Below are 24,416 nucleotides of genomic sequence, written 5' to 3'. Positions count from 1 at the left end.
GGGAGGAGTTCGGTGGACCAGTTGAAGTCTCAGATCAAGCCGTTCGATATCTCGAAGTGGGAAGTCAAGGAGGCATGGGAGGAAGTCAGGGCTAACAAAGGTGCGCCCGGAGTGGATGGGCAGAGCATCGACGAGTTCGGGAAGGACCTGAAGAATAATCTCTACAAGGTCTGGAATCGGATGTCGTCGGGCTCGTACTTTCCGCTACCGGTGCGCGCGGCGGCTATCCCGAAGCCTCATGGCGGCGGCGAGAGAATTGTAGGAATTCCGGCTGTTGCCGACCGTGTGGCCCAGACCGGGTGGCTCGGCATCTGATGCGAAGGGTGGATCCAGTGTTCCCCCGGACAGCTATGGATACCGGCCCGGACGGTCGGCCTTGGACGCAGTGGAACAATGCCTGGAGCGTTGTTGGAAGCGGGACTGGGTGGTGGAGTTCGACATCGCCAAGTTCTTCGACAGCGTCCCCTGGGACCTGCTGGTCAAGGCGGTGGGTGCGCACACCGATGCCGTCTGGGTGAAGTTGTATGTGCGGCGGTGGCTGGCTGCCCCGCTCGCCATGCCTGACGGCTCCCTGCTGGAACGGGAGAAGGGGACCCCGCAAGGGGCTCCGGTTTCTCCCGTGATGGCGAACCTGTTCCTGCACTACGCGTTCGACATGTGGATGGCCCGCAACTTCCGGGACGTCCAGTTCGAGCGGTACGCGGATGACGCGGTGATGCACTGCGTCTCCGAGCGTCAGGCCCGCGAGGTGCTGGCCACGCTCACGGACAGAATGGCTGAGGTCGGGCTGCGTCTGCACCCGAACAAGACCCGGATCGTCTACTGCAAGGATGGCAAGCGCCGCGGCTCCTACGAGCACACGGCGTTCACGTTCCTCGGGTGCACGTTCCGCGCCAGACGAGGCCGGAACCGGCACGGCAGGCAGTTCCTGTCGTTCAACCCGGCGGTCAGCAGGGAAGCCCTGAACAAGATGGGGCGGGAGGTGCGTTCCTGGCACCTGCACACCCGCTCGGATATGTCCTTCCACGAGCTCGCATGCAGGATCAACCCTGTCGTAGCGGGCTGGATCAACTACTACGGACGTTTCAGACCGTGGGAGCTGATCCCCTTCGTGATGCGTATCAACGTCTACCTGGTGCGCTGGATCCGCCAGAAGTACAAACGGCTCGCGGCGAAGCGGAAGGCCCTCGCGAAGATGCAGGAGATCGCACGGCGACACCCCCGCATGTTCGCGCACTGGCGCCTGACCCCAACCGTGTCCGCCATGCAGATCTGACGATCAGAACGACAAGAGCCGTGTAAAGGGAGACTTTTACGCACGGTTCTGTGAGAGCCGAGGGGTGAGACTCCCCTCGGCTACTCGGCAGACCTGGTGACAGGCGCGCCGGTAGCCGGTTCGATAACAGGTGCTGGGCAAGCCTGGCTTGCCCAGTCACCGGTCCAGTCACCGGCCTGGTCACCGGTCCTGCGGGGTGAACTCACCGGCTCAGTCACCGGTTGCTGAACTCACCGTTTCAGTCACCGGTGACTGGATCGGTGAGTCACCGGTCGGTGGAGGTGCCGGGTCTGAGGGCGCGTCGGCCGGGCTGCTGCTCGGGACGCTCGCCGGCGGCGGCCTCGGTGGGCGGGGGTGTCGGGGTGCCCTCGGCGGCGAGGCGGGCCCGGCGCCCTGCGGTCGGTGGTGCCGGGGGTGTGGCGGGGCGGGGGCCCGAGCCGAGTTGGCGGCGTTCGTTCATCTGTCCAGTCTCGCCGTCTCGTTCCGGGCCGGTGGCGGGCCCCCGCCAGCGGTACACATGGGGTCGAACATGGGGGGAGGCGGGTACGGCGCTCCCTCGGCGTCGTCCCTGGTCAGGCCGGGTATCGCGGCCGGTGACTAGCCAGACTTTCTTATGTGGGGGGATGGGTCTGGCGTGGGGTGTTCGGTCGGGTCGTGTGCTGGGGCGGTTGGCCCTGGGCTCGGAACAGTTGGGGGAGAGATGGGGGGAAGACAACTTCTGGGCTTGTGCTCGTTCTGCCTGGTCAGGCCTGGGTTTCGGGTCGGTGACTGGCCGGACTTGGTTGTGGGGATGGGTCTGGGTTCGGGGTTGGCGGTGGGCTGGTCGGGTGCGGCTGGAAGTCGGGGGATTGTGGGGGCTGGTGGCGCTGGCGTGACGTGATGATCACGGACGTGGGAGGCGCGGTGCGGGTACGGGGGCTACGGGTTGCGGGGGCTTGGGGTCGGGTTCTGTCTGATGGCGGGTTGCGGTGGTGCGTCGTCGGACGGGAAGCCGGCCGCGGCGGGGTCTTCGGTGGCGACGTCGTCGGTGGTGCCGGTGGCTCCTCAGGCGGCCGAGGAGACGGCGGTCCTGACGGCGTATGGGGCGTTGGCGGCGGCGGAGACGCGGTCGTACGCGAACGCGGTGTTGGACCCGGAGTTGGAGAAGCACGCGACGGACAAGGCGTTGGCGGACATCAAGGCCACCTTGTTCTGGTACCAGCAGCGCGGGACCGTGATGAGGGGCGCCCCGGTCCGCTCCCCGAGGGTCGACTCCCTTGACACGGTTGGGGACACGTGGCGGGCGTCGATCACGGACTGCGTGGACTCCTCCGCCTACGACAAGGTCGCCAAGGCCGCCGGGAAGCCTGTGACGGTCTCCTCGGGGCCACGCCGGCACGTGGTGACCTCCACGGCCCAGCACACCAAGACGGGCCCCTGGCGGGTCTACACGTCCACGATCGAGCGAGACCGCACGTGCTGCCCCGCCCCCGCGCGACCGCCCTCACCCTGGTGGCCGGGCTGCTCCTCGCGCACGCCGCGGTGCCGGCTCTCGCGGACGGCGGGGGAGTCGTCTGTCCCCCTCGGGAGTTGGACTGCGACATCACAGCCCAGGACCCGGGCAAGCCCCTGCCGGGCAAGCCCCGGCAGCGACCGGGCAAGACCGGCGGCGACGGGCCCTCCTGCGCGATCGACGGCACACCCGTGCCCTGCTCCACCCCTGACATGGGCGTCCTCAGCCCGGCGGGCTCCTGCTACTGAAAGGAGACGACCGGCCCGGCCGGCGGACTCCCACTGTCCGTGGACAGCGACTTCGACGCCTACTGGCACTACCACCAGCAACGCGATCACCTACAGTTCACACCATCCGCTACCGCGGCATACTCACTCGCCGCATGACCAGCAGCCCGGGAACAAGGACTGCCCGCGGCGTTAGGGTTTCCGGGACAGGCCATACGGCACGCTGCACCCCCGGGGACGAAACAGTATGGGACACGGAGCGCGGAAGCAGCTGGCGGAGCTGCTCGGCGACGCGCAGCAGGGCGGGGACTTCAGCACCCGTATCGAGATGTCGGCCCGCGCGCTGAGCATCGAGGTCGACGGGGTGGGGGAACTGCCGCTGCCGCTGCGTGCCCCGGTCACCAAGAAACTGATCGCGCAGGCCCGGCGGGCATCCTTCGGCCGCGGCGAGCAGACCCTATCCGACACCAGCGTCCGTGACACCTGGGAGGTCACCCCGGACCGCATCACGCTCGGCGGAACCGACTGGGACCGCACCCTGGACGGCGTCCTCGACGGTGTCCGCACCGCGCTCGGTCTGCCGCCCACCGTCGTCCTGCGTGCTGAGCCGCACGCACTGCTCGTCTACGGCAAGGGCCAGTTCTTCCTACCGCACCAGGACTCCGAGAAGGACGACTCCATGGTGGGCACCCTGGTCGTCTCGCTGCCCTCGCACCACACCGGCGGCGAACTCGTCGTCTCGCACGCCGGCCGCAGCGTCGTCCACCAGGCGTCCCGGGAGAACCTGACCTTCGCCGCCTTCTACGCGGACTGCCTGCACGAGGTCAAGCCCGTCAAGTCCGGCTACCGCGTCACCCTCACCATGAACCTCCTCGCCGAACGCATCCGCCCGGCCGGCGAGGACGACGGGGAGCCGGTCGCCGACCTGGCCCACTGCTTGACCCAACACTTCACCGAGCCGGCCGAAGAGCGCTACGCCTACGGCCGCCGGAAGGCCGCGCCCCCGAACCGCCTCGTGTACCTCCTCGACCACGAGTACACCCAGCGCGGCCTGGACTGGGACCGCCTCAAGGGAGCCGACGCCACCCGCACCGCCCTGCTCCGCCAAGCCGCCGCAGAGACGGACTGCGAAGCGGTCCTCGCGTTGGCCGAGGTGAAGGAGACCTGGGACGCGCATGCGCCGTACGACCGCTACGACTACTACGGCGAGGTCGAGCACTGCGACGACTGCGAGGACGAGGAGTGCGGGGGTGAATGTCTCCTGGATCCCGACGGGGAATTTGGTGCCGAGCGCCGCCGCAGCGGCGACTTCTCCAGCTACGAACTGCACGAGCTGATCGACGACGAGATCACGCTGAGCTGGTGGACCCGCCCGGACGGCACCGGCGGCGAGCAGATCAACCTGCCCGTCGCGTACGCCGAGGTGTCCGCCACCACCGAGAACAAGGACCTGACGCCCTACCAGTCCGAGTACGAGGGCTACATGGGCAACTACGGCAACACCCTCGACCGCTGGTACCGGCGGGCCGCCGTGGTCCTGTGGCCCCGGCAGCGCTCGTTCACGGCCCGCGCCGAGGCCGGCTCCGAGGGCGCACTGCGGGAACTTCAGAGCCACCTGGATGCCGGGGACCTCGACCGGGCGCGCACGCTCGCCCAGTCGCTCGCCCCGTTCTGGAAGCACCACGGTTCGGGCGAGGCGGCCGCGGCGCTCTTCGCCGCCGCCCTGCCCGTCGCGGTGGGACTGCGGGAAGCGGACACTGCCACGATGCTCCTCGCGCCTTTTGGGGTGGAGGCCTTGGGTGAGCGGCACGCTCCGGGGCTCGCGGCAGCGGCCGCGCGGTACGGACGGACGTGGGCCCGCAGGGTCGTCAGCAGCTGGTTCGGCACGGTTGGCGCGTACACCGGGGCTGGCCGCGCGGCGTGGCTCGAATCGCTGCCCGGCCTGTGCACCGCGCTGCGGGCCGTCGACGGCGATGGGGACGCGATGGCCTCGCCGCTGGCCGAGGGTGCCTGGCAAGCAGTCGAGCAGCAGCTCACCAGCTGGCTCGGCGTCGGCCGCGAGACGGAGCGCCGCACCGGCATGGAGGGGCTCGGCGCATCACTGGCCCGCGTCCTTCAGGCGGCAGGACCCGAGACCGCCGACACCATCGCCGCCACGCTACGCGGCCTGCCGGACACCGCCCTGGAATGCCTGCTCCCCGCCCTGCGAACCGCGGCCCACCAGCCGACGACCATACGCGACGGCGCACCCGCCGGCCGCGCCTTCCAGACCCTCGCCGACCACTGCCAGGACCGGCTCGCCGCAGCCCTCACCCGCCCTGAACGCGCGGCCGACGACTGGTCCCTCACCCCGGTCGGGACATGCCGGACTGGCTGCGGACTCTGCCCCGACTTGGACGCCTTCCTCACCTCCCGTACCCGCCACGTCATGGAGTGGCCGCTCGCGAAGGACGGACGCCGCCACCTCCACAGCCGCATCGACCAGGCCGGCCTGCCCGTCTCCCACACCACCCGGCGCCAGGGACGTCCCTACGTTCTGGTCCTGACCAAGACGGACGCCGTCTTCACCCGTGAACAGGCGGCCCGTACCCGCGCCGAGACCGACTTGGCGTGGCTGCGGGACAAATGGCCCCGGGCGGGCGGCTGAGAGGTGACACCTCCGTACCTCTCTCCGACAGCGATGACGAGAAGAGCGAAGGGCGCGGGCAATGCCGTTGCTTGAATGGCTAGACCAGTTCGGGTACGAGGGTGATGGCCTTCGGCTGGACGCGGAGGGTCGGTTTGAGCCTCCCTGCCCCGCTGCCCGTCCGGCGCCGCTTACAGCCAGCGCGTCGCCGGTTACCAATCCCCAGACCCCGGCCTTCAGCCACCGGTTACCAGTCGGGTTCATCACCGCCGACGACGGGGGCAAGGACGTCTTCGTCCACTTCGCCGAAATCCAGTCGAATGGGTACCGGACCCTAGAGGAGAATCAGCGGGTGGAGTTCGAGATCACCCAGGGCCCCAAGGGACCGCAGGCCTCAAAGGTCAGGCTGCTGGACTGACAGCTCAGGCCGCACCGCCGCGCCTGCCCGGCCCGCTGGACGACGGGCGCGAGGGCCCGAGGTAGATCGTGCGAGGTCTCGACCGTCGCTGTGCGCCGCCCTCTTGACCGGGAAATCCCTCTAAACGCACACCCTACTGCGCCGTTGTTGATCTAGTAGGACGAATGCCCGAACACGCGTGAGCCCCGCCTGTCTGCCCAGGGGGTGACAAGCGGGGTGGCAGAAGAGTGTCAGCCGGCCGTCAGGACGGGGCGGTCAGGGGAGTCAAGCCAGGTTTGTTCCCCGTCGCTCCCCACAGTCAGACCGAATCGCTCGAATCCGGGTCGGCCCTGCGCTTCCCACCAGCGGTGGGCAGCTTCCGTCTCGCCCCACAACCGACGCGGTCCGAACTGGACCACCTCGTACTCGGTGGTCCCGGGCTCGTAGTCGGCCGTCGCCCACGACTGGGCATCCAGGCTGTACGTCCACAGCGTGTAACTGCCATCTTCGTACCTCTCGGTGCTCCAGAACGCCCCGGGCACCCGCAGTCCGATGGCGAACTGTTCCACCCACCCTCCGACGTCGGCGGGAGATAGCCGGGTGGCACTCCGATCACCCTCCGCGGGCCACTCCCGGCCCTTGAAGTGGTCATCATGGTTCGGTCGGTCGGCACGCTGCTGCCGAAGCCGCATGAAGGCACTGGAACGGGTGAAATGGCCGCTCGCCGTACCGTCCTCGTTCACGGTCAACCGAACGATGGCCTCGCCGCCGTACTCCGTGCCCCAAGGCGCGACGATCAGACCGCCCGTAACGGTCTGTTCCACCCACGACTGCGGGATCTCGCCGACACCACATGTGGCAAATACCCGGTCGTACGGCGCCTCACCGACATACCCGAGCCGGCCGTCTCCCAAGATCAGGAGAGGGGAGAGTTCAGCCGCGCGAAGGTTTGCTCCCGCGCCCCGTGCCACCTCGGGGTCGAACTCGATCGAGACGACATTTTCGGAGCCCAGCCGGTGCGAGAGAAGTCCCGCGTTCCAACCGGTACCGGTCCCGATCTCCAGGACCTTGTGACTGTCCTTGATATCCAGATCGGCCAGCGTGCCGAACACCATGCACGGCTGGGAATTGGAGCTGCTCGGGGTCCGGCCGAAACCGTCCCCGCTGTGCTTCCCGTCGTCCCACTGCGTCGTCAGCGGGATGTCCGAGTACACCGCCCTGAGCCAGGCATCGGGGTCCACGTCGCGGTCTACCAAGGGGTTCTGTTCCGTACCGGCCGGGATCCCCGGCCAGATGCGAGCAGGTACGAAAGGCTGTTCGGCCTCAATTCGTTCGCACAGCCGCAGCAGGATCACCTTGCCTTGGTCGACTACGCGATCAGGAAAGTACGAGTCGTCGTACATCTGCTGCAGGAACGAGTGCCCCGCTAGCTGCTGGTTTGTGATCGGCATGGCGCCTTCCTACCTTCGCGAAGAGCTGGTGCGCCGATCATGCACAGCACCACTGACAACGATGCCCTCATGAACGCCAGACCCCACGCGACCAGCACTTTCACAACAGGCCCTAGTCTTCTGAGTCAGGAATTCTGTTCAGATAGCTGGCGAGGCGTTCGAGGATCTCGTCTGCGGTCTTGGTCCAGACGTAGGGCTTGGGGTCGGTGTTCCATGTGGCGATCCAGGTTCGGATGTCCTTCTCCAGGGCCTGGACGGATCTGTGGACGCCTCGCCGTATCTGCTTGTTTGTCAGCTCGGCGAACCATCGCTCCACCAGGTTGAGCCAGGACGATCCGGTTGGTGTGAAGTGCGGGTGGAACCGGGGGTGTGTCAGGAGCCAGGTCTTGATGGCCGGGGTCTTGTGGGTGGCGTGGTTGTCCAGCACCAGGTGGATTTCGAGGCCGGCCGGGACTTCCTTGTCGAGCTTGATGAGGAACTTCTTGAACTCCTCGGCCCGGTGGCGCCGATGCAGGGAACCGATCACCTTGCCGGTGGCCACCTCCAGGGCAGCGAACAGAGTGGTGGTGCCGGCCCGGACGTAGTCGTGGGTGGTCCGCTGCGGAACTCCGGGCATCATCGGCAGCACCGGCTGTGAGCGATCCAGGGCCTGGATCTGCGACTTTTCGTCGACACAGAACACCAGAGCCCGCTCCGGCGGGTCCAGATAGAGACCGACTACATCGTGGACCTTGTCGACGAAGTACGGGTCTGTCGACAGTTTGAACGACTCCGAGCGGTGCGGCTGCAGGCCGAACGCCCGCCAGATCCGCGACACGGTCGACTGCGACAGGCCCAGCTCCTTCGCCATCGAACGCGTCGACCAGTGGGTCGCGTTCTTCGGGGTGGACTCCAGCGTCCTGGATACCAGCGCGGCCACCTGTTCGTCCGTCACCGTCCGCGGGCCGCCCGGACGCGGCATGTCACCCAGACCGGCGATCCGATACCGCACGAACCGCGCACGCCAGCGGCCCACCGCATGGGGAGTCGAGCCGAGTCGAGCCGCCACGTCTTTGTTCGAAGCGCCTTCGGTGCAGGCCAGGATGATCCGACATCTCAGGGCCCACGCCTGCGGCGTGGAACGGCGCCGCACCCACCCCTCGAGTGCGGCCCGCTCCTCGTCCGACAACGTCAACTCGGCCTTCGGCCGCCCCGTCCGCGCCGTACCGCAAGCCTACACATCTGAACAAAATTCATGACTCAGAACACTAGGGACGGCCACCGCGACTACACCGGCGTCGTGCCAGTGATCGTGACGGTCCTGGACCTCCTGGAGGAGCACGGCCCGCATGGGCCCATCTGGCGGTCCACGGCCGCCAAGACCACGAGACCCTCACCGACGCCTTGGCCAACCCTGACTACTACTGCGCCTACTCCGTCCGCGAGGAGCAACGCCGCGCCGCCGATGAGTCGGAGCGCCAGTGGGAGGAGCGGAAGCACGAGAAACGGATGTGCTCAGATGCCCAACAGGCGTAGCTTCGCCGTTTCGAAGTCGTGGGGTGAGATCACGCCTTGGTCGCGCAACGCAGCAAGCTTCAAAAGTTCGTCGGCACCCGATGGCGTGCCGGCCGTTGACCGGGACGTGTGGCGCGCGGCGATGGCAGCGTCGAGAACGGAGCGTAGCTCTTCGAAGGCTGGCTGTTGCTTCTTGATGAAGACGACGGAGTTCTCGTCTTTGAGGGCGGCCATGGTGCTGGATCCCTTGGAGGGCTGCCGTTCGCTGCTGCCGGGGATGGTCAGTTGGATGAATCCGCCGCTCATGAAGCCCGGGGGCTTCCACCGCACAGCGCTGATCTGGCTGACGTAGAAACGCTTCTCGCCACGTCCGAGTGGACTGGATCGATCACGCGTGATGACGACGTGATGTCCGTCGAAAGTCATTTGCCCACCCATACCCGTTGCCTGGGTCATTGGTACTCCTCAATGTAAAGGCGCCTGGGTGAGGCTCCGATGATGTGAGTTCTGACAGCACGCGTGCGCTGGCTTGGGGGATGCCCCTGAAGGAGCATGGGCGCCGTCAGAAGCCCCTTCGGCGGTTCCACGACGACACGTACTTCGCGTAGATCACGTTTCCGATTCCCGCCGTGCAGAGGAACAGGATGAAATGCATCCCGGCTGACTGCCGCCGCCTCCCGCCGTAGCGGCCAAATGTCGTGGCCGAGGCATTGACCGAGTTGTTGATGATGATGGGGGGTCCTTGGTAGCCGCCCTGGTGCCCCTCGTACGGACCTGAGGGGTGCTGCGGGTGTTGTTGTTGCGAGTGCACTGTCTTCCTCACCGGTCAGGTAGCGGCTGAAATCGATGCCGCTCCCGGCATAACTGCCATCGCGGCGATACGACACGCCGAGGTGGCCGTGCGCGTGAAACGGCTTCGGCGCCTCGGAGGGATCGCCAGCCGGCTCTGGAATCACCGTGAGGGTGGTGACGTCTGCCTGTTGGGGCCGTTGAATGTGTCCATGCCAGCCGACGAATTGGGTGGTCCCGGCTCGGGCCACGTCGAGATCGCCGGCCGACTTCGACTCCAGCGACTTGTTGATCGAGGAGATCGTCGACGCTGTCAGGGCTGGCGACGATACGACGCCGTGTCGAAGCCATCCGACTCGGGCCCGCCGGTTCCGGTTGGCCGTCGATGGACCAGGCGGGCGTTGGGGGCTCCGATCTGAGTGAGGGGCTGGAGGATGTTGCCCACGCCCTGGATGACGCTGTCCCCGCTGGTGACGTGGTAGCTGTTGAGCGAATCGTCGATGTTGATGTGGCGCGTGCCGGTAAGGAGGTACTGTTCGTCGCTGGCGTGCGCGGTGCCGGACAGGGTGAGTACGGCCCCGGCAAGAGTGAGGACGGCGAGCGTGTTGTTCATGCCGGCCAAACGATCATCGACGCGCCGGAGTCACGAGTACGTGGGTGCGGGGCGGTTGCGGGTTGGGGTCGTGGACTGCCACCTCGATACCGTCCGCGCGGGCGGTGAGCTGGAGGCCATAGGTACCGCCGCCGTGACGTAGGGCGTTACTGACGAGCTCCGAGACGACCATGAGGACGGTGTCGCCGGCCTCGACCGTGGTCGCAGAAACGAGACCGCGAAGAAAGTCACGGGCACAGTGACGTGCGCAAGCGGACGTTGTGGGTCGGTCGCGGCGGTGACGCGCTTCGTGCTCATCAAGATCACCCTGGTTTCCGGATCGTCACCGCGCGCGTTCGTGTCGGCGAGGCGCCCTTTTCCGCAGCCTGAGCCGGCCCACGGCCAACGCGACTGTAGGAGTCCGATGGCGCCGACGTGGACTGGCTGAACTCCCCACGTCGGCGCGTCCCATCCAGCAGTGGCCGGACGGGATGGCACGCGTGCGATCAAGGAATGATCTGTGGAACAACAAGTACTGGTCCTGCCGGACGAGGGTGACGGCGTGCGGGTGATCGCGTGCGTCGGTGAGTTCGATCAGGACACCCTGGGATCCTTCCGGCAGGCTGGGAACCCGGCTGTGGCCGACCCGGCCGTCCGGCGGATTGTCCTGGACGTCAGCCGGCTCACCTTCGCCGACTCCTCGATGCTCAACGAGATGCTGCGCCTGCTGCGTTCCGGCCGCCTGGTCCTGGCTGGCCCGCTTCCGCCCGGCCTGCGGCGAGTCCTCGAACTCACCCAGGCCGGACCGCTGTTCCCTGTCGCCGACAGCGTGGAAGTGGCCCGCACCCTGTAGGGCGACACGACCATCAGGTCGAACGGGCCATCGACTGCCCACGGGGCGCTCCCGGCACACGATCGGCATGTGGGACGTCGCGTGCGGGTCAGGCGGCCGGTGGGGGGTCGAGGGTGAAGAGGGTGAGGGCGCCGGCGCGGTGCAGAAGCCGTACGAGTTGGGGGTTGGGTGCCCGCAGTCGCAGGGTGCGGCCGTGGGAGAGGGCGGCGAGTTGGGCGTGCAGGAGGATGTTCAGGCCTGTGGAGTCACAAAACATGAGCTCGCTGACGTCGACCGTGATCTCCGCGGGGTTGTCGGGGTCGGTGATCGCACGCCGCAGGGCCGCGTCGAGTTCGGCGGCGCGCCCGGTGTCCAGGTCCAGTTCGCCGCGGACGCGGACCAGGTCCGGCCGGGCATCCCTGGGTTCGGGGCGCTGTGATGGTTGGTCGTGGTCGGTCATGGTTCCCCCGTGGCTGCTGCGTTCCTGCGCCGACGGTATCGGTCTCGGAGGTGTCCGAACCCGCCACCGGGTCAACCCGGGGTGCCCCCGCCTTGGCGCTGTGGGCCACGGCGAACGCCGGTGAATAGACGTGCCCGCGAGCATCTGGTGCGGCGGGCAGGGGGTGGTGCTGGTGAACGGCGCCCGGTTCGGGTTCATTGCCGTGTCGGGGACGGCGGATACGTGGTGGCTGCTGCGGATCACCGGCACGTCCCGCCTACCGGGTCCGCCTCCTCGCCGCCCGGGAAGCCGGCGGCGTCGAGGACGAGGCGGATCCCACAGGGGTGAGGGGCCGGGGCCTCTTCCGTCCGGGTGGATGCGACTCCCTCCTCCAGCGCGGCAGCAGGCGGTCTCAACGCGATGTCGGTGGGATAGTGGCCGCTGGAGGCGCACTCCAGGGCGGCTCCCAGCTCCGTGGGGCTGTCGGCTGCTGCGCGGGTCGGTACCTGTCGCACGTTGCCGGCCACCAACCCGGACGTCAGCCCCACTCCCACGCCCGACTTCGGGGCGTCCGTGGAGAACGGCGGACCCTCGTCTTTCTCCAGCGGTCTCCGGCGGGCGGCTATCGGGCGAGGAGGGCGCTGACGGTTTTGCCGCCGGACGGCCGGCAGGTGACGGTGGTGGCCTGAGCGGGGCGGTTGACCATGGGCCAGCCGAATCCTCCGGTCCCGCCATTCAGGTCCGGGGTGCGCATGCGCGGCGCCTGCGGACTGCTGTCGTGTACGGCCACCTCGATGCCGTCGGGATACGCGGTCAGGCTCATGGTGGCGGTGCCGCCGCCGTGACGCAGCGCGTTGGTGACGAGCTCCGACACGACCAGGACCACGGTCTCGGCGACCTCGGCCGCGATGACCGGCAGGAGGTCTTCGAGGAAGCGGCGGGCGCTCTCGCGGGCGCCGGCGATGGATGTCACGGGACGAGCGGGGGCGACGGTGACGCTCATCGTGTCCATCAGCTCACCTCATCCCTGATCGTCGCCGCTCTGTCCTGTTCGTGCGGTTCTTGTGCCCCGGCCTGCGTGGGTTACCCCGGCGATGACCGACTTGCCTGCCCGGCCGTCGCGACGATCGTCCGAGGTGGGTTACCTCGCTGCCGAGCGCCCGGAAATCTATGCCAGCTGGATTAGACATTGGCCGATGGTGTGGTTATGGTTTCTCTCGTAACCCAGAAGGACCGCAGGGCCTGGCAGAGACGAACTGGCAGGCAGCAGTACCCGTAAGTGCAGTGCGCAGGGCGGTGCGGTGGTGGAGTTTCGAAGCCAAGCTTGTTGCAGGTCGGCGACGGGACTGACGACCGGACCGGGTGGCCCGCGGTGATCAGGGGCCACCACAAGCAGTACCGCAGTAGCAGCACCCAGCAGTACACGCAGTTCGCAGTATCAGCAGTGAAGTGAGTGGTACCTCGGTAAGGGTGTCGATGGTGGACGCTCGCGCCGGGAGGTTCGGCGGTGGGGTTCTAAGCCAGAGCAGATGCAGGACGGGCAACGGGGCTGGCTGCCGAAGACGTGGCGCTTGGACAGGCCACGAGCAGTACACGCAGTACGCAGTTTCAGCAGTATGTAGTTCCTATTTGGTATGTAGTTGATCCCGAGGGATGAACGGAGGAATTGGCGCCATCAGGATCGCCCGGGCGCAGTGACAGGGTCCGGGTACCGCAGGACATCGTTTGTGAGGTGGTCTCCGGTCAAGCAACCGCGATCCCCGTACACCCGACGTTATTGAGGTCGGGTCGGCGGAAACAAGTAGGCCGGTGCAGTATCAGGGCCGGTAGATGGTGTAGCAGTTCCTTCGGGGCCCCGGTGCCATAGGCACCGGGGCCCCTCCACGCGTTTCACAGAGAGGTGTAATGACGGCAGAAACCCCGACCGGTCCGTTGGGCGGTCACCTGGACGACGACGACTATCCCGCCTACACGATGGGCCGGGCCGCCGCCATGCTCGGCACCACCCAGGGCTTCCTCCGCGCCATCGGGGACGCCCGCCTGATCACCCCGCTGCGCTCGGAGGGCGGGCACCGCCGCTACTCCCGGTACCAGTTGCGGATCGCGGCCCGCGCCCGGGAACTCGTCGACCAGGGCACGCCGATCGAGTCGGCTTGCCGCATCGTCATCCTCGAGGACCAGCTCGAAGAAGCGCAACGCCTCAACGCCGAATACCGGAACGCCGCCGGTTCGGCGAACCCGCCCGCCGCGACCTGATTCGGTACGCGCCCGCCGGCACGTGCGGTTCCCCGGCGGGCTCTCCGTGGGGTGTGGCGTATGAGTCGTTTCGCGTGGTGACGGAGGGTGCCGGCGTGTAGCGTCGGGCTCAAGCTGTCGTGGTTCGGAAGTTCCCTTTGCCCACGCCTTCGGTGTGGGTGTTTTGCTGTGCTGTGCCGCAGGAACCAGGACGATCACCTCCGTCTTCCGCACCGAGCGGGAGACGTCAATCGACTGGAAGGCATGGATATGGCTACGGGAACTGTGAAGTGGTTCAACGCGGAGAAGGGCTTCGGTTTCATCGCCCAGGACGGCGGCGGCCCGGACGTGTTCGCCCACTACTCGGCGATCAACTCCTCGGGCTTTCGTGAGCTCCAGGAGGGCCAGGTCGTGATGTTCGACGTCACCCAGGGCCAGAAGGGCCCCCAGGCCGAGAACATCAACCCGGCCTGACCTTCCCCTACCGGCCCGCGGGCACCGACGGCACTGCCCTTTCTGGGCGGCCTTTGGGGCTCGCCGAGCCGAACAGCGGAAGCCTGTCCGACGCCCCGGCGGGAGTGGACACGCAGGTGATGAGGGCCGCGCCCCAGGCGCGGCCCTCATCCGTGTCGAATGCGGTCACCGCGCCGATCAGACGCTTTTCGTAGGGCGCCGTGTCGTGCCGCCCATCAGCAGTGGCCATGTGCGGGCGTTCTGGCAGCAGTCGTCATCTCGCGCGCGGCCCTGGATCGTGCGGCTGCCTGGGAATGAGGCAAGACGATGCGGGCCGATACGGGCCGCTGTGCGGGTCGCCGAGGCCGTGTACCTGGCGGTTCGCGGATGTCCCCCGGCTCGGTGAGGCTCTTCCGGGCCCGGACCTTGGCCGATGTCCAGCACGACGGCATGGCACGTGATCAGCAGGTCCTTTCCCGCTCGGCGGTGACCTGTCGCAGGTCGAGCCCGGACGCCGTCCACGAGGTCAGAGCAGGCCAGGCGATGCGCAGGTCGTGGCGGATGCGCCGGAAGGCGGCCGGAGCGTGCCGGAAGCAGCCGCGGCCGCGCAGCACCCGCACCCAGCGTGAAGTGGCCCGCAGACAAGGGCGCGGGCACGGTCACATATGGTCCGGGTCCGCGCCTTCATCTCCCCGCTTCGTTCAGTCGACAGGGCCGCGCGGTACGGCGTGTCGGGGCTGTTGCCCACCAGCGTGGACAACAACTCGACCATCGTCGCGTTCACCGTGCGGTGCGCACAGGCCGTTGGGGTCCTCCCGCGCAAGGAGACATCGCCGGCCAAACTTGTAGTCCTTATCAGTCGGGCCGCCCGCCTCACGGCGGGAGGCCGCCTTCGGCTTGCTAAGGCTTGACCATGACACCTCGGCAGGCAAGGAGTGCCACCGGTGTGCGTCTCCAACAGGAAGCGGGAACCATGAAGAGTTCCAGTGTGCTCCGGACACTCGCCGTGACAGGCGTGTTGGTCGCTGCGACGGTCGGCGGGACGGGTTCGTCCTCGGCCACCGCGAACGGCGACATCATCTTCAGCGGATCGGCGCCAGGCACCTATAGCGAGTTCGTCGGATGCAAGGGCTGGGTCGATATGGGCCACGAAGTGGGCAGTGGTACCGCATATGCGAGAGGATCGTTCGTACTCGGTACGAGCACTCGCGGCACGGTGTGCAAAGGCTGGCTGGAACGCCGCACAAGCCCGAGCAATGCCTTCGAACAAGTTTCTGCCACCCACACGGCCAGCGACGTCACCGGCTGGTTCTACGATGGAGGCGGCTACCAGGCCCGCGTGTGTGTAGGCGATAAGCTCTACGCCAACTCGTACAGCTGTATCGGCTTTTGGTAGCAGCACACGGCGTGCGGATGACCGAAGCCCGCGTCGTGGGTCAGCTCCATCGGCATGCGGACGCGGAGCCCGGTCAATACGCAGTTCCCCGATGCACTCCTGGAGTGCATCGGGCAGGACCCGTGTCATGGGCAGGACCGGCGGGTGCTGAGCTTGCCGGTCGCCGATGGGGTAGACGGTCAGCCAGGCCGGCTGCCGTACACGCGCAGCAGGCTCATTGAGCTTCTTCAGCGTTGCCTCTCCAGGGTGAGGATGGCCTTGGCGATTGACGTGAGCTTGTTGGGGCTGACGCGGGCTCTGCGGAAGATCCGCCAGGCTTTGAGCCGTGCGAAGGCCCGTTCGACGGGTGAGCGGAGTCGGGCGTGTGCACGGTTGACGGCCTTCTCTTTGACGGTGAGCTCACGGTCTCGGCGCTTCTTGACGGGTGTGGCGAAGGTTCCGCCTGTACCCTGGTACGCCTTGTCCGCGAGGGCGGGGATCTTCAGCCGCTCACAGATGGTGACGATGTCGTGGGTGCGGGCTGCGGTGATGTCCGCGGTCCGTCCGGGCAGGGCTGGCGACTACCAGACGAGTTCGCCGACCGGATTGGTGACCGCCTGGATGTTCATGCCGTGCTTGCGGTGCTTGCCGGAGTAGTCGTCCTGGCTGTTGCCGACGCGGTCGCACTCGGTGAGCGTGCCGTCCACGAGCACGTACTCCGGACGTGCCTGCCGCAGCGCGCGGGTGAGCGAGGGAGCACGGGGGGCCAGGTGTGTGATCACGCTGTGTACATAGGCGTGGGCGGTGCTCTCGCTAATCCGGAACCCGGCCGCGATATGGGCCAGGGTGTCGTGCTTGCGCAGATATACGAGTGTGATCAAGGCCCGCTGAGAGGCCGGCAGCTTGCACCGGCGGTCACCCTCCCGGGTGACGATCAGCACCGTCAGCCACTCCACCAGGGCATGCGGAAGGTCCAATGCGGCAGGATAGGTAACCAACAAGGCTCCCTGGCTAACGAGTTGAGACGTGAGACATCTCGCTCAACCGTCCGGGAGCCTTGCCCGTTACGCGCCCTCGCCCGTCACCCGATCAGGAGCCAACTCGAAGAAGCTCACTGAGCCCAGCGCGGATGACAAGCCCATCAGCTCGCCCTCGCCCTCGCCAGCGTGGCGGCAGGCCGATCGCGATGCGGTCCGAGCGGCCGTGGGCCTGCCCCCGGAACCCAAGGGCAGCCAGAGGCAGGCCTTCCTCGACGGTCTCAACGCGATCGACAAGGACATCGTTCACGCCAAGGGTGACAAGGCCATCAGCTGCGGGCATCGACACCTGCGGCATGATCAAGGACCACCCGAAGGACTCGGTCAAGCAGACGGAGCAGACCAACAAGCGCTGGACCAGCCCGACCCATCCCGACGGCCACGGCCTGACCAAGGCCGCACGAATCCTGGCTGTCACCCACATGATTATCTGCCCCAGCTACTGACGGGGTGCATGGACGAGGAGTCGTGCGGCACTACGCTTGCCGCCGCGACGGAACGGGGCGGGCCGCTGGTTCGGCGGCTCGTGGGCAAGGCCGGTTTCAGACCCCGCCGGAACCGACCGTGCCCGTGATCCGCAGGGGTGCCGTGCCCGCGCCGACTGCGGCGCCGGTGGAGCGCCCGCCGGGCCTGGGCCCGATCGCGGCCTGGTCGACGGAGGTGCCTCTGCGCCGGGGTGCCTCACGAGCTGATCCGCTGGACCTCCCGGCGCAGCGACCAGATCGCCGCCTGCCTGGAAGAGCTGGAGCACGAGTACGTCACCGCCGTCGACGACGAAGGCGAGCTGAAGTTCCTGCCCGTGGTCTCCGAGCGGGCCCGCGCCAAGCTGAACCGGATCGCCGCCCGCAAGACCCGACCGCCCAAGCAGAAGACCCGGCCGCTCGCACAGCTGCGCGTCTGGTGGAAGACGAGCGCGATTCTGACCTCCGGGGTGGCTGTCGACGTCATCAACTCTCTCCTCGAGTACGCCCGCGCCGCGGCTGCCGCGATCCGGGCCCGGGTCGCGGCCGTGGTTGATGTTGCGCTGGCGGCCGTCGACGTCACCGCGACGGTGTTCGTGATGAACGACGGCGGACGCTTCCACCGCCGGCACCTGCTCGCCGAAGCGCGCCGCCACCTCGCCCTCGTCCTGCGCGGCCGCCGCCGCGAACCCGGCCTGGACGAGATGATCGTGGCCACCGCCATCTCCACGTACTGCCTGGACATCAGCGAGCCGAAGACCGTGATCGGCCTGCTGTCGGACTACCGCCTCTACACCGCCCGGTGGTCCCTGTCCGACCTCCCCGACCGCCGCCACACACCCACCCCCGTGCCCGACCCGGACCGGCAGCCCCCGGCCGATTCCGGCGATTCGGCTGCGCCCCGGGCATGGGGCCAGGACGCGGGGGAGTGGGAGATCCCCCGTATCCCGCTGCAGTACGAGCGCGCTGTCCTCGCCGGTGCGGTGGTGCGGGACAAGCTGCGGACCACCGCCACTGTCACCGCCGTGCGGGGCCGGGCGTTCGACGTCCTCGCGCACCAGCAGGCGGCGATGCCCGAGCAGCTGCTCGCGGCCGCGGCTGCCGACCCCGACGACGAGGACCAGGACGAGGACCAGGAGCCGGAGGTCGGACGCGGCGGGGCGATCGACATGACGGCGTTACGGGCCCTCCGGGAGTCCCGCACCGACGTCGAAGCCCTCGACCTCACTGCCGAGCGGCTGCGCCACCTCCAGGACGCGTTCACCAAGGCGGCCGGCGACTCCCGCACCCGCGCGACCCGCTACGCCCAACAGGACGACGCCGCCGCGGTGCGTCCGGTGCGTCGGGACGATCAGCAGGCGCACCGCCCGCCAGAGCCCGGACCACTGCCTGGACGCCTCGGGGCCGAGCAGCGAAGGACGGCCGCCGTCTCCAACGGAAGCGGCGGCCGGCGGGCGGCACCAGCCCTGACCCAGAGTCGCGCTGACGTTGATCGCCGGGCCGGGCCCGGCGGGATCAGGCGAAGGCCAGGCGATTCAGCTCGGTGATGGTCTGGCTGCGGCCGTCGGAGGGCTCCTGCCGCGCGATCGAGGCGCACCGCCCAGCCGCACCGTCGTCCCGGGTGGATCCGGGTATCGCATACGCGGTGGAGCGGCAGAACGCCGTGATGCGTGAGCTCAGCCAGCGGTCGTTCCCCAATCAGAAGAAGCTCGCCGACGAGCAGCCGACGCCGATAGACAGCGCCATCCTCACGCGGCGCCGCGAATTCGCTGCCACCGAGACTGCTGCCCTGCACCGGGCGCGAGCCGAACGTTCAGGGCCCGGGCCGCGGTAACCCTTCCGCAGGGCGCTCCGCTCCGGTGCACGGCGTGACTGGCGGCGAGGACGCGTCGTGCATCAGCGTTGGCCGCCGCAGGATCACACCGGCCTGGCGCGCACCGGCGGCGGGGCGGGTCTTGAGCGGGTGGCCCGCCCCACCTGTTGTCATGCCGGAGGGACCAGCATCTGTTCGGTGCCGAGGCTGTTGGTGCGGGTGTCGCGGTACATGGTGGTTTCGCCGTCACTCCAGCGGATGACGAGGTCGTTGGTGAGGCTGTCGCCGGTGTAGTTGCCGGTGGTCATGACGACGCTGTGGGTCCAGGTCTTGTTGGGGCCGTGGACCGGTTGCTCGGAGCCGAGGCCGGCGGTGGTGGTGCCTACGTAGTTGTTGAGTGCGCCGCTTGTCCAGCGGACCATGAGGTCCCATTTCTGGTTGCCGGAGTACTGTCCGGCGGTCAGCAGGGTGGCGTCCTTCCACGCGCTGTTGGGGTCCTTGAGTTTGTATTCCTGGCCGAGGGTGCCGGCGCCGACGTTGGTGAAGAGACTGAGTTCGCCGTCGGACCAGCGGACCATGAGGTCGGTGACGTAGGTGGTGGCGTTGAAGCGGCCTGCGGCGATCTGGGTGGCGTGGCTCCAGACGGATCCGGAGGGGGCCATTTCAGTGATGCTGCCGAGGCCGTTGGATCCGATGTCGGCGTGGAGGGTCATGCGGCCGTCGTTCCAGCGGACCATGAGGTCGAACTGGTTCGAGCCGGTGAAATCGCCTGCCGTGATGGTCGCGGCTTCTTTCCATGCCGCGTTGGGTGCCTGGAGCTGGCGTTCGGGGCGGAAGCCGCCGATGCCGTCGCCGGGGTAGAGGGTGGCTTCACCGTCGGTCCAGATGACGAGCATGTCGCTGTGTCCGGTGTTGCTGAAGTCTCCGGAGGCGATCTGCTTGGCGTGCTTCCAGGTTTCTCCGCTGCCCGGGAGTGCTGGGCCGTCGTTCGGGGGCTGGTAGGGGTTGGGGCGTTTCACGTTGTCCGGGCCGATGCCGTTGGCGGCGTCGTTGTAGAGGTCCTGGGCGTCCTTGCCGAAGAGGGGCGCGTACGAGACCCAGTCGACGTTGGCGTCGTTGCCTCCGCCGTTGTATCCGCCGAGGTTGCCGATGACCTGTCCGCTGCGGGTCTTGGCGTCGTAGCCCTTGATCCAGGGGCTGCCGGAGACGCCTCCGTAGTAGCCGCCGCACTCCATCTGCATCTGCCGGAACCGGTGGAGCCGTTTGGTGCGAACGGTGCAGGTGATGGCCCTGTGGGTCGGGTTGTCCTTGAAGCTGCTGGGGTAGCCGACCACGGTCACTGTGTGGTCGTATCCCGATGCCTGGGTGAAGGTCAGTCCGCCGGTGACGTTCTCCACCAGGCCCTTTGCGCTCGGGCCGGCTGTGGCGAAGGCGATGTCGAGGTCGGACGTGGGGCCCTTGGTGTAGTTCTCGTACCGCGGGTCCAGGTAGACGTCGGTGATGGGAAAGATGCCCGAGGGCTGCGAGCCCGCGTCCAGGCCGTGGCGGTACTGCGGTACGAAGATGCGCTGCGTAGCGTTCTTGAGGCCGGTCCCGCAGTGACCTGCGGTGAGCACGAGGTTCTTTCCCTTGCTGCGTACGACGCTGCCGGTGCAGGAGGTGGCGGTGCCGTGGATGGGCTTGCCCTTGTAGAAGAACGTCCCGACCATGGGGAGTCCTTCGAAGTGGCTGGCGGTGGGGGTGTCTGCCGGTGGTGCGGCTGCGAGGCCTCGCGCCGCTTCGGAGGCTCTGCCGCGGTCGGCGTCGATCGGCTTTGCCCGGGCCATGCGCTCCGCGGTCCAGAACGCAAGCTCACCGGACAGGTCAGGACGGGAGGTCGCTGCCTGGTTGGTGGCGGAGCTGGGTGGGGGAGTGGCCGGCGGTGATTCCCGGGGACGGGGAGGAGTTGGGGTGGGGACGGGTGTTGACCGTTCGGGCCGACCGTGCGTCTTGGAGGGGAAGGGCGTGGGTGGGGCGGTCGGTGACGGTAAGGACTCAGCGGGTGTGGGACTGGGTCCGGCTGCGGCGGCCGGAGTCACGAACAGGGCAGCTGCGAGAGTGAGCGTGGTCGCAGTGATCCATCGGGTTCTTCTTCTCAAGGAAGGGCGCTTTCTGGGCGTACTGGTGACGCAGCGGGTTGCATTGGTGCGTCAGTTCGATAAGCAGGCAGGCTATTCAGGGACCTGAAAGATCGTCAACAGAGAATGAAAGGCATCAAATGGGGTTAATCCGAGTCAGCCGCAGCGCCGCAAGCATGGTGATCATCCTGTCGTCGGCAGGGACGGGCGCGGCGTCGGCCTTGCCGGCCACGGACGCGCCGAAGCCACTGCCGAGCGGGGCGTCGCTCTCCGTCCAGCCCGGTGACCGGGTGGCCGTGTCCACGCCGGCCCGGGTCTCCGCTGATGCCCGCAACGGCGTCCGGGTCACGTCCGGCGCGTTCGCCAAGGACGGCATGCTGAGGATGCAGAACACTGTCGTCACGGCCGTCGTGACCATCTCCTGTGCAGCGACTGCCGGTCCCCATGAGGTGTTCCTGAAGCCTCCGGCCGACGAGCAGGAGGAATCAGGTGGCAGCCGGCTGTGGGGAAGCGTGCAGGTGGCTGCGGCCGACGGGCAGGCGCGCGAGGAGTGTACCCGCCGTACGGCGCAGGCGCCGGAGGAGTCGCAGGAGGAGGACTGGGGCCGTGACGCGCCGTGGCCGCAGACGCCGTGGCATGTGCGAACCGTGCAGGCCGGAGCCCGGATCGCCGCTCAAGACAACACGCACACTGCGTATGACGGCCAGGTGAAGCTGACGTCTTCCGGCTTCACGGCCCCTGTGGTGATGCGTGGCGACAAGATGGCCACGGCCACAGCCGCGATCCGGTGCGATGCACAGCCAGGCCTCTACACCGTGGAGTGGAAAGAGGCTGGTAAGTCGCAGAAGGTCTGGGCCCGCTACCGGGTCACACAGGCCGCACCCGACTGCATGGACGCTGAAGCGCAACCCCAGGCAGGAGGCTCGGCGTCGCGAGCCCCGTGGCTGGCCGGGGGCGCAGGCACTCTGCTGGCCCTCACCCTTGGAACGTCACTGTGGCTACGACGCCGACGGGCGAAGTCCAGCTGAACTGCGGCACCCCAACCGGGTTGACTAGGACTACCCGCTCCCTGCGGCCTGGGCGGATGCATGATGCGACCGCCGCACGCAACGAAGGCATCGGGATCTGTTTCCAGCACTGTCCCGACGTCGAGGTCCTCCTCGACGACGGCTGTCTCGGGCTCCGACGTGATCACCCCCGGGCAGGCGGTCATCCCGCCCGGAAGGGCAACAAGATCAGCCCGCCCGAAGTCCTTGAGGCCCGTCGAAGAGCCCGTCACCGGAACTCTTCGAAGCGCATCACTGTCGAACACGCCCTCGTCGACCACAAACGCTGGAAGCAACTGACCCGCTGGCCCCACCGACGCGAGACCCTGCCCGCCACCTGTCAGGCCATCGCACGTCTCGTCTCCGGCCGCGCTGTGGAGACCTGAGAATCGGCCACGACCAGGAGAAACACGCCTCACCCGCTATCACGCACCAGCCCGTTAGTGGTTGTTGTCTTTCCGGTCGTGACCGCAGTGTCTCCGCTGGTCGGACGTGGGCGTGGTCATTCGGTGGGAGGGGTGGTCTGTCGGGTTGTCGCTCTCCGGGTCGCGGATGCCGTCGGTTTCTGGGTTGGTGGAACAGCGGGAGCTCACCGCTCGCCGTCGTGTGGAGGAGTTGCGGGAGGAAGCCGATCGCGTCCAGGCCGAGCTGGTGGTGGTCGAGCAGGGCTGGAAGGAGCGGGTCATTGCCCGCTCGACGGGTCGACGAGGTCTTGGCCCCGAGCGGTGATGGAGCTGCCGGGTCCGGGATGCCATCGAGGTCGTGCGGGATACCGATCCGCAGCCTGAATCGGCTATGGAAACAGCGAAACCGAAATCAGTGGTGCCGATGTGGCGCGCGGGGCGGCGCATGGTGCTCACCGCCGAAGTCTCGCAGTAGAACTGTGACGGGCCGTCTGCCGAGGGGTCTGCAGGAACCGCCCGAACTCAGCCGCACGGAGAGGGATTCACGTCACCAGACCGCTGTTTCTCGCCATTTCCTCCGGGTATCCCGACATGAGTATGGGCCACCGAGCGTAAGAAGTCGTTTCCATTTCAATCGAACTGGGGTGGAATTATCGATTCATGCTGTCACTTTGTGTGAACTGCTGGGTTGTTTTGCGCCAGACTGGCCGATGGCGACGGCAGTGTGGGCTGTCTGGAGCCATTAGGTTCGGCAGGCACATCTTTGAGTGCCTGTCAGCTCGCGTGAAGCAAAGGGTTCCGCGGCATGTCGCCCATGACTTGTTCACTGTGCTCGCCGGTTGATCACATGCAGAGCTGCGGGATACGTTCCACCTTGAGCACGCCCCGGCCAGACCAACCAGGTCGGTATATGGGGGCAATTAATGGGGAAGAAGTCCGCAGGGAGACCTTTCGGTTTCCACGCCAGTTTCGGTCACCCGGACGGGCTTCCTCCCCTTGCGATTGAACGCAAGGAGATTCTACATGAACCGCAATACTGTCCGTATAGCGACGGTTTCGGCCTTAGCCGCCCTCACCCTCGGCGCCGGCGCCAGCCTGGCACAGGCATCGGAGGCCCCCCAGGCGCGTCCGGCGGCCACCGTCCAGGCGACCCTGTCGGCGTCCGACGCCCGCGCCCTCCTCGCCAACCCGGCCGTCTCGGCCGAGCTGAAGGCCGAGGACGCGCAGACGTTGCGCGCGGTCGCCAACGGCACCGCCACCGAGGTCCAGGCCCGCGCCGCCATCGGTGGAGCCGTCAAGGCTCTGTTCAACCTGCTGAAGAAGTACGGCGGGAAGATCCTGAGCGGCGCGTACAACGCCGCCAAGGCCGGATGGGGCAAGTTCCGTTCGTACATGGACGGCCTGCCCTGGTACCACCCGGTGCGTATCGCCTGGGTCGCGGCCGGCGCCGAGATTCAGTACCAGCTGTACACCTACATCCGCAGCCTGGTCGTGTAGGGGAAGAGGTGGTGCCCCGGTACCGGGGCACCACCCGCCGCCGCGATAGGCCGGCGGCGTGTCGTCCAGCCCGGCTCGTTAGGAAGAATCTGATGGCCAGTACCGAAGTGTCTCCTGATCTGCGACATCTGTGGGCTTCTCCCGCTTACTTCATTACGGGGGCCTTCATCGCGTTCAACATCTTCGGCAACCGGGGTGTGGGCTGGGCCCTGATGGCTGCGGGTCTCCTCGGACCGCTCGGCGCCCTCGTCTGGGGTGCCTTCCGACGCGAACGGCCCGACTCGTTCGGGATCATCCCGGTCGGGGCACTGGTGCTGTTCACGGTGCTCTTCGGCATCGCCGAAGGTTTCCCCTGGTCCTGAC

27 protein-coding genes and 2 pseudogenes are annotated in these 24,416 nt (G+C 67.5%); 17 read left to right on the top strand and 12 right to left on the bottom strand.

All coding sequences use genetic code 11. The features are described from left to right. The first annotated feature begins 12 nt into the window (after nt 1–12). Together OHA84_RS00360 and OHA84_RS00355 are read left to right on the top strand one after the other, a co-directional pair. Nucleotides 13–315 (top strand): hypothetical protein, encoded by a 303-nt coding sequence (locus OHA84_RS00360; RefSeq protein WP_266975901.1) that lies wholly within the window; start codon nt 13–15, stop codon nt 313–315. A 70-nt stretch (nt 316–385) separates the two neighbouring features. Next, complete coding sequence (locus OHA84_RS00355; RefSeq protein WP_266976095.1) at nt 386–1,276, top strand: reverse transcriptase domain-containing protein; 891 nt, start codon at nt 386–388, stop codon at nt 1,274–1,276. Nucleotides 1,277–1,541: 265 nt separating this feature from the next. Here OHA84_RS00355 and OHA84_RS00350 read toward each other — a convergent pair whose 3' ends face one another. Beyond that, entirely contained in the window at nt 1,542–1,736 is a 195-nt protein-coding gene (locus tag OHA84_RS00350; protein WP_266975899.1) for a hypothetical protein, read from the bottom strand. Between the two features lie 584 nt (nt 1,737–2,320). Continuing rightward, nucleotides 2,321–2,569, bottom strand: coding sequence for a hypothetical protein (locus tag OHA84_RS00345; protein ID WP_266975897.1), 249 nt, complete (start codon nt 2,567–2,569; stop codon nt 2,321–2,323). Nucleotides 2,570–2,731: 162 nt separating this feature from the next. On the opposite strand from OHA84_RS00345, the gene OHA84_RS00340 reads away from it, so the two are divergent. The 3 genes from OHA84_RS00340 to OHA84_RS00330 all read left to right on the top strand — a co-directional run bounded on the left by OHA84_RS00340 (nt 2,732) and on the right by OHA84_RS00330 (nt 6,039). Further along, nucleotides 2,732–3,016 (top strand): hypothetical protein, encoded by a 285-nt coding sequence (locus OHA84_RS00340; RefSeq protein WP_266975895.1) that lies wholly within the window; start codon nt 2,732–2,734, stop codon nt 3,014–3,016. Between the two features lie 226 nt (nt 3,017–3,242). Further along, entirely contained in the window at nt 3,243–5,642 is a 2,400-nt protein-coding gene (locus tag OHA84_RS00335; protein WP_266975893.1) for a 2OG-Fe(II) oxygenase, read from the top strand. 241 nt (nt 5,643–5,883) lie between these two features. Then, entirely contained in the window at nt 5,884–6,039 is a 156-nt protein-coding gene (locus OHA84_RS00330; protein ID WP_266976093.1) for a cold shock domain-containing protein, read from the top strand. A 230-nt stretch (nt 6,040–6,269) separates the two neighbouring features. On the opposite strand, the gene OHA84_RS00325 is transcribed toward OHA84_RS00330, so the two are convergent. The 4 genes from OHA84_RS00325 to OHA84_RS00310 form a co-directional block, all read right to left on the bottom strand. Next, nucleotides 6,270–7,469 (bottom strand): DUF5713 family protein, encoded by a 1,200-nt coding sequence (locus tag OHA84_RS00325; protein WP_266975891.1) that lies wholly within the window; start codon nt 7,467–7,469, stop codon nt 6,270–6,272. A 112-nt stretch (nt 7,470–7,581) separates the two neighbouring features. Then, on the bottom strand, nt 7,582–8,643 hold the full coding sequence (locus OHA84_RS00320) for an IS630 family transposase (protein ID WP_266975889.1): 1,062 nt from the start codon (nt 8,641–8,643) through the stop codon (nt 7,582–7,584). Between the two features lie 320 nt (nt 8,644–8,963). Beyond that, nucleotides 8,964–9,419, bottom strand: coding sequence for a DUF4429 domain-containing protein (locus OHA84_RS00315; RefSeq protein WP_266975887.1), 456 nt, complete (start codon nt 9,417–9,419; stop codon nt 8,964–8,966). Nucleotides 9,420–10,065: 646 nt separating this feature from the next. Beyond that, nucleotides 10,066–10,365: a hypothetical protein gene (locus OHA84_RS00310; RefSeq protein WP_266975885.1), complete on the bottom strand. Its 300-nt coding sequence runs from the start codon at nt 10,363–10,365 to the stop codon at nt 10,066–10,068. 499 nt (nt 10,366–10,864) lie between these two features. Here OHA84_RS00310 and OHA84_RS00305 point away from each other — a divergent pair, with 499 nt between their 5' ends. Then, nucleotides 10,865–11,197, top strand: a complete 333-nt coding sequence (locus OHA84_RS00305; RefSeq protein WP_266975883.1) for an STAS domain-containing protein — start codon at nt 10,865–10,867, stop codon at nt 11,195–11,197. Nucleotides 11,198–11,285: 88 nt separating this feature from the next. Here OHA84_RS00305 and OHA84_RS00300 read toward each other — a convergent pair whose 3' ends face one another. The 3 genes from OHA84_RS00300 to OHA84_RS00290 all read right to left on the bottom strand — a co-directional run bounded on the left by OHA84_RS00300 (nt 11,286) and on the right by OHA84_RS00290 (nt 12,627). Then, nucleotides 11,286–11,636, bottom strand: a complete 351-nt coding sequence (locus OHA84_RS00300; protein ID WP_266975881.1) for an STAS domain-containing protein — start codon at nt 11,634–11,636, stop codon at nt 11,286–11,288. A 239-nt stretch (nt 11,637–11,875) separates the two neighbouring features. Next, complete coding sequence (locus OHA84_RS00295) at nt 11,876–12,130, bottom strand: hypothetical protein (RefSeq protein WP_266975879.1); 255 nt, start codon at nt 12,128–12,130, stop codon at nt 11,876–11,878. 107 nt (nt 12,131–12,237) lie between these two features. Beyond that, complete coding sequence (locus OHA84_RS00290; RefSeq protein WP_266975877.1) at nt 12,238–12,627, bottom strand: ATP-binding protein; 390 nt, start codon at nt 12,625–12,627, stop codon at nt 12,238–12,240. An 893-nt stretch (nt 12,628–13,520) separates the two neighbouring features. On the opposite strand from OHA84_RS00290, the gene OHA84_RS00285 reads away from it, so the two are divergent. Further along, on the top strand, nt 13,521–13,871 hold the full coding sequence (locus tag OHA84_RS00285; RefSeq protein WP_266975875.1) for a MerR family transcriptional regulator: 351 nt from the start codon (nt 13,521–13,523) through the stop codon (nt 13,869–13,871). A 249-nt stretch (nt 13,872–14,120) separates the two neighbouring features. Beyond that, complete coding sequence (locus tag OHA84_RS00280) at nt 14,121–14,324, top strand: cold-shock protein (protein WP_266975873.1); 204 nt, start codon at nt 14,121–14,123, stop codon at nt 14,322–14,324. A gap of 440 nt (nt 14,325–14,764) precedes the next feature. Here OHA84_RS00280 and OHA84_RS00275 read toward each other — a convergent pair whose 3' ends face one another. Next, a complete protein-coding gene (locus tag OHA84_RS00275; protein ID WP_266975871.1) occupies nt 14,765–14,917 on the bottom strand; it encodes a hypothetical protein in 153 nt (50 codons plus the stop codon). A gap of 359 nt (nt 14,918–15,276) precedes the next feature. Between OHA84_RS00275 and OHA84_RS00270 the strand changes: the two genes are divergently transcribed. Then, complete coding sequence (locus OHA84_RS00270; RefSeq protein WP_266975869.1) at nt 15,277–15,699, top strand: hypothetical protein; 423 nt, start codon at nt 15,277–15,279, stop codon at nt 15,697–15,699. A gap of 227 nt (nt 15,700–15,926) precedes the next feature. On the opposite strand, the pseudogene OHA84_RS00265 reads toward OHA84_RS00270, so the two are convergent. Beyond that, nucleotides 15,927–16,676 (bottom strand): annotated as a pseudogene (locus tag OHA84_RS00265) (transposase family protein). A gap of 335 nt (nt 16,677–17,011) precedes the next feature. Between OHA84_RS00265 and OHA84_RS00260 the strand changes: the two are divergent. The 3 genes from OHA84_RS00260 (at nt 17,012) to OHA84_RS00250 (ending at nt 19,010) form a co-directional block, all read left to right on the top strand. Next, nucleotides 17,012–17,161 carry a hypothetical protein gene (locus OHA84_RS00260; protein WP_371591279.1) on the top strand — a complete coding sequence of 50 codons (150 nt, stop codon included), beginning with the start codon at nt 17,012–17,014 and terminating at the stop codon, nt 17,159–17,161. A gap of 230 nt (nt 17,162–17,391) precedes the next feature. Further along, complete coding sequence (locus OHA84_RS00255; RefSeq protein ID WP_266975865.1) at nt 17,392–18,723, top strand: hypothetical protein; 1,332 nt, start codon at nt 17,392–17,394, stop codon at nt 18,721–18,723. After that, on the top strand, nt 18,720–19,010 hold the full coding sequence (locus tag OHA84_RS00250) for a hypothetical protein (protein WP_266975863.1): 291 nt from the start codon (nt 18,720–18,722) through the stop codon (nt 19,008–19,010). The genes OHA84_RS00255 and OHA84_RS00250 overlap by 4 nt, the downstream gene beginning before the upstream one ends. Before the next feature lie 149 nt (nt 19,011–19,159). On the opposite strand, the gene OHA84_RS00245 is transcribed toward OHA84_RS00250, so the two are convergent. Further along, nucleotides 19,160–20,698 (bottom strand): serine protease, encoded by a 1,539-nt coding sequence (locus OHA84_RS00245; protein WP_266975861.1) that lies wholly within the window; start codon nt 20,696–20,698, stop codon nt 19,160–19,162. Between the two features lie 584 nt (nt 20,699–21,282). On the opposite strand from OHA84_RS00245, the gene OHA84_RS00240 reads away from it, so the two are divergent. The 5 genes and pseudogenes from OHA84_RS00240 to OHA84_RS00220 all read left to right on the top strand — a co-directional run bounded on the left by OHA84_RS00240 (nt 21,283) and on the right by OHA84_RS00220 (nt 24,415). Beyond that, nucleotides 21,283–22,134, top strand: a complete 852-nt coding sequence (locus OHA84_RS00240) for a hypothetical protein (protein WP_266975859.1) — start codon at nt 21,283–21,285, stop codon at nt 22,132–22,134. A gap of 32 nt (nt 22,135–22,166) precedes the next feature. Then, nucleotides 22,167–22,538 (top strand): annotated as a pseudogene (locus OHA84_RS00235) (IS5/IS1182 family transposase); the annotation flags it as partial. A gap of 187 nt (nt 22,539–22,725) precedes the next feature. Then, nucleotides 22,726–22,881 carry a hypothetical protein gene (locus OHA84_RS00230; protein WP_266975857.1) on the top strand — a complete coding sequence of 52 codons (156 nt, stop codon included), beginning with the start codon at nt 22,726–22,728 and terminating at the stop codon, nt 22,879–22,881. Between the two features lie 698 nt (nt 22,882–23,579). Then, nucleotides 23,580–24,053 carry a hypothetical protein gene (locus OHA84_RS00225; RefSeq protein ID WP_266975855.1) on the top strand — a complete coding sequence of 158 codons (474 nt, stop codon included), beginning with the start codon at nt 23,580–23,582 and terminating at the stop codon, nt 24,051–24,053. Nucleotides 24,054–24,145: 92 nt separating this feature from the next. Next, a complete protein-coding gene (locus OHA84_RS00220; RefSeq protein WP_266975853.1) occupies nt 24,146–24,415 on the top strand; it encodes a hypothetical protein in 270 nt (89 codons plus the stop codon). Nucleotide 24,416 lies beyond the last annotated feature (1 nt).

Origin of the sequence: Streptomyces sp. NBC_00513 (assembly GCF_041431415.1) — a bacterium.
Classification (GTDB): Bacteria; Actinomycetota; Actinomycetes; order Streptomycetales; family Streptomycetaceae; genus Streptomyces.
Note: the sequence above shows the minus strand (reverse complement) of the source record. Positions and strands in the feature narration are given on the sequence as shown.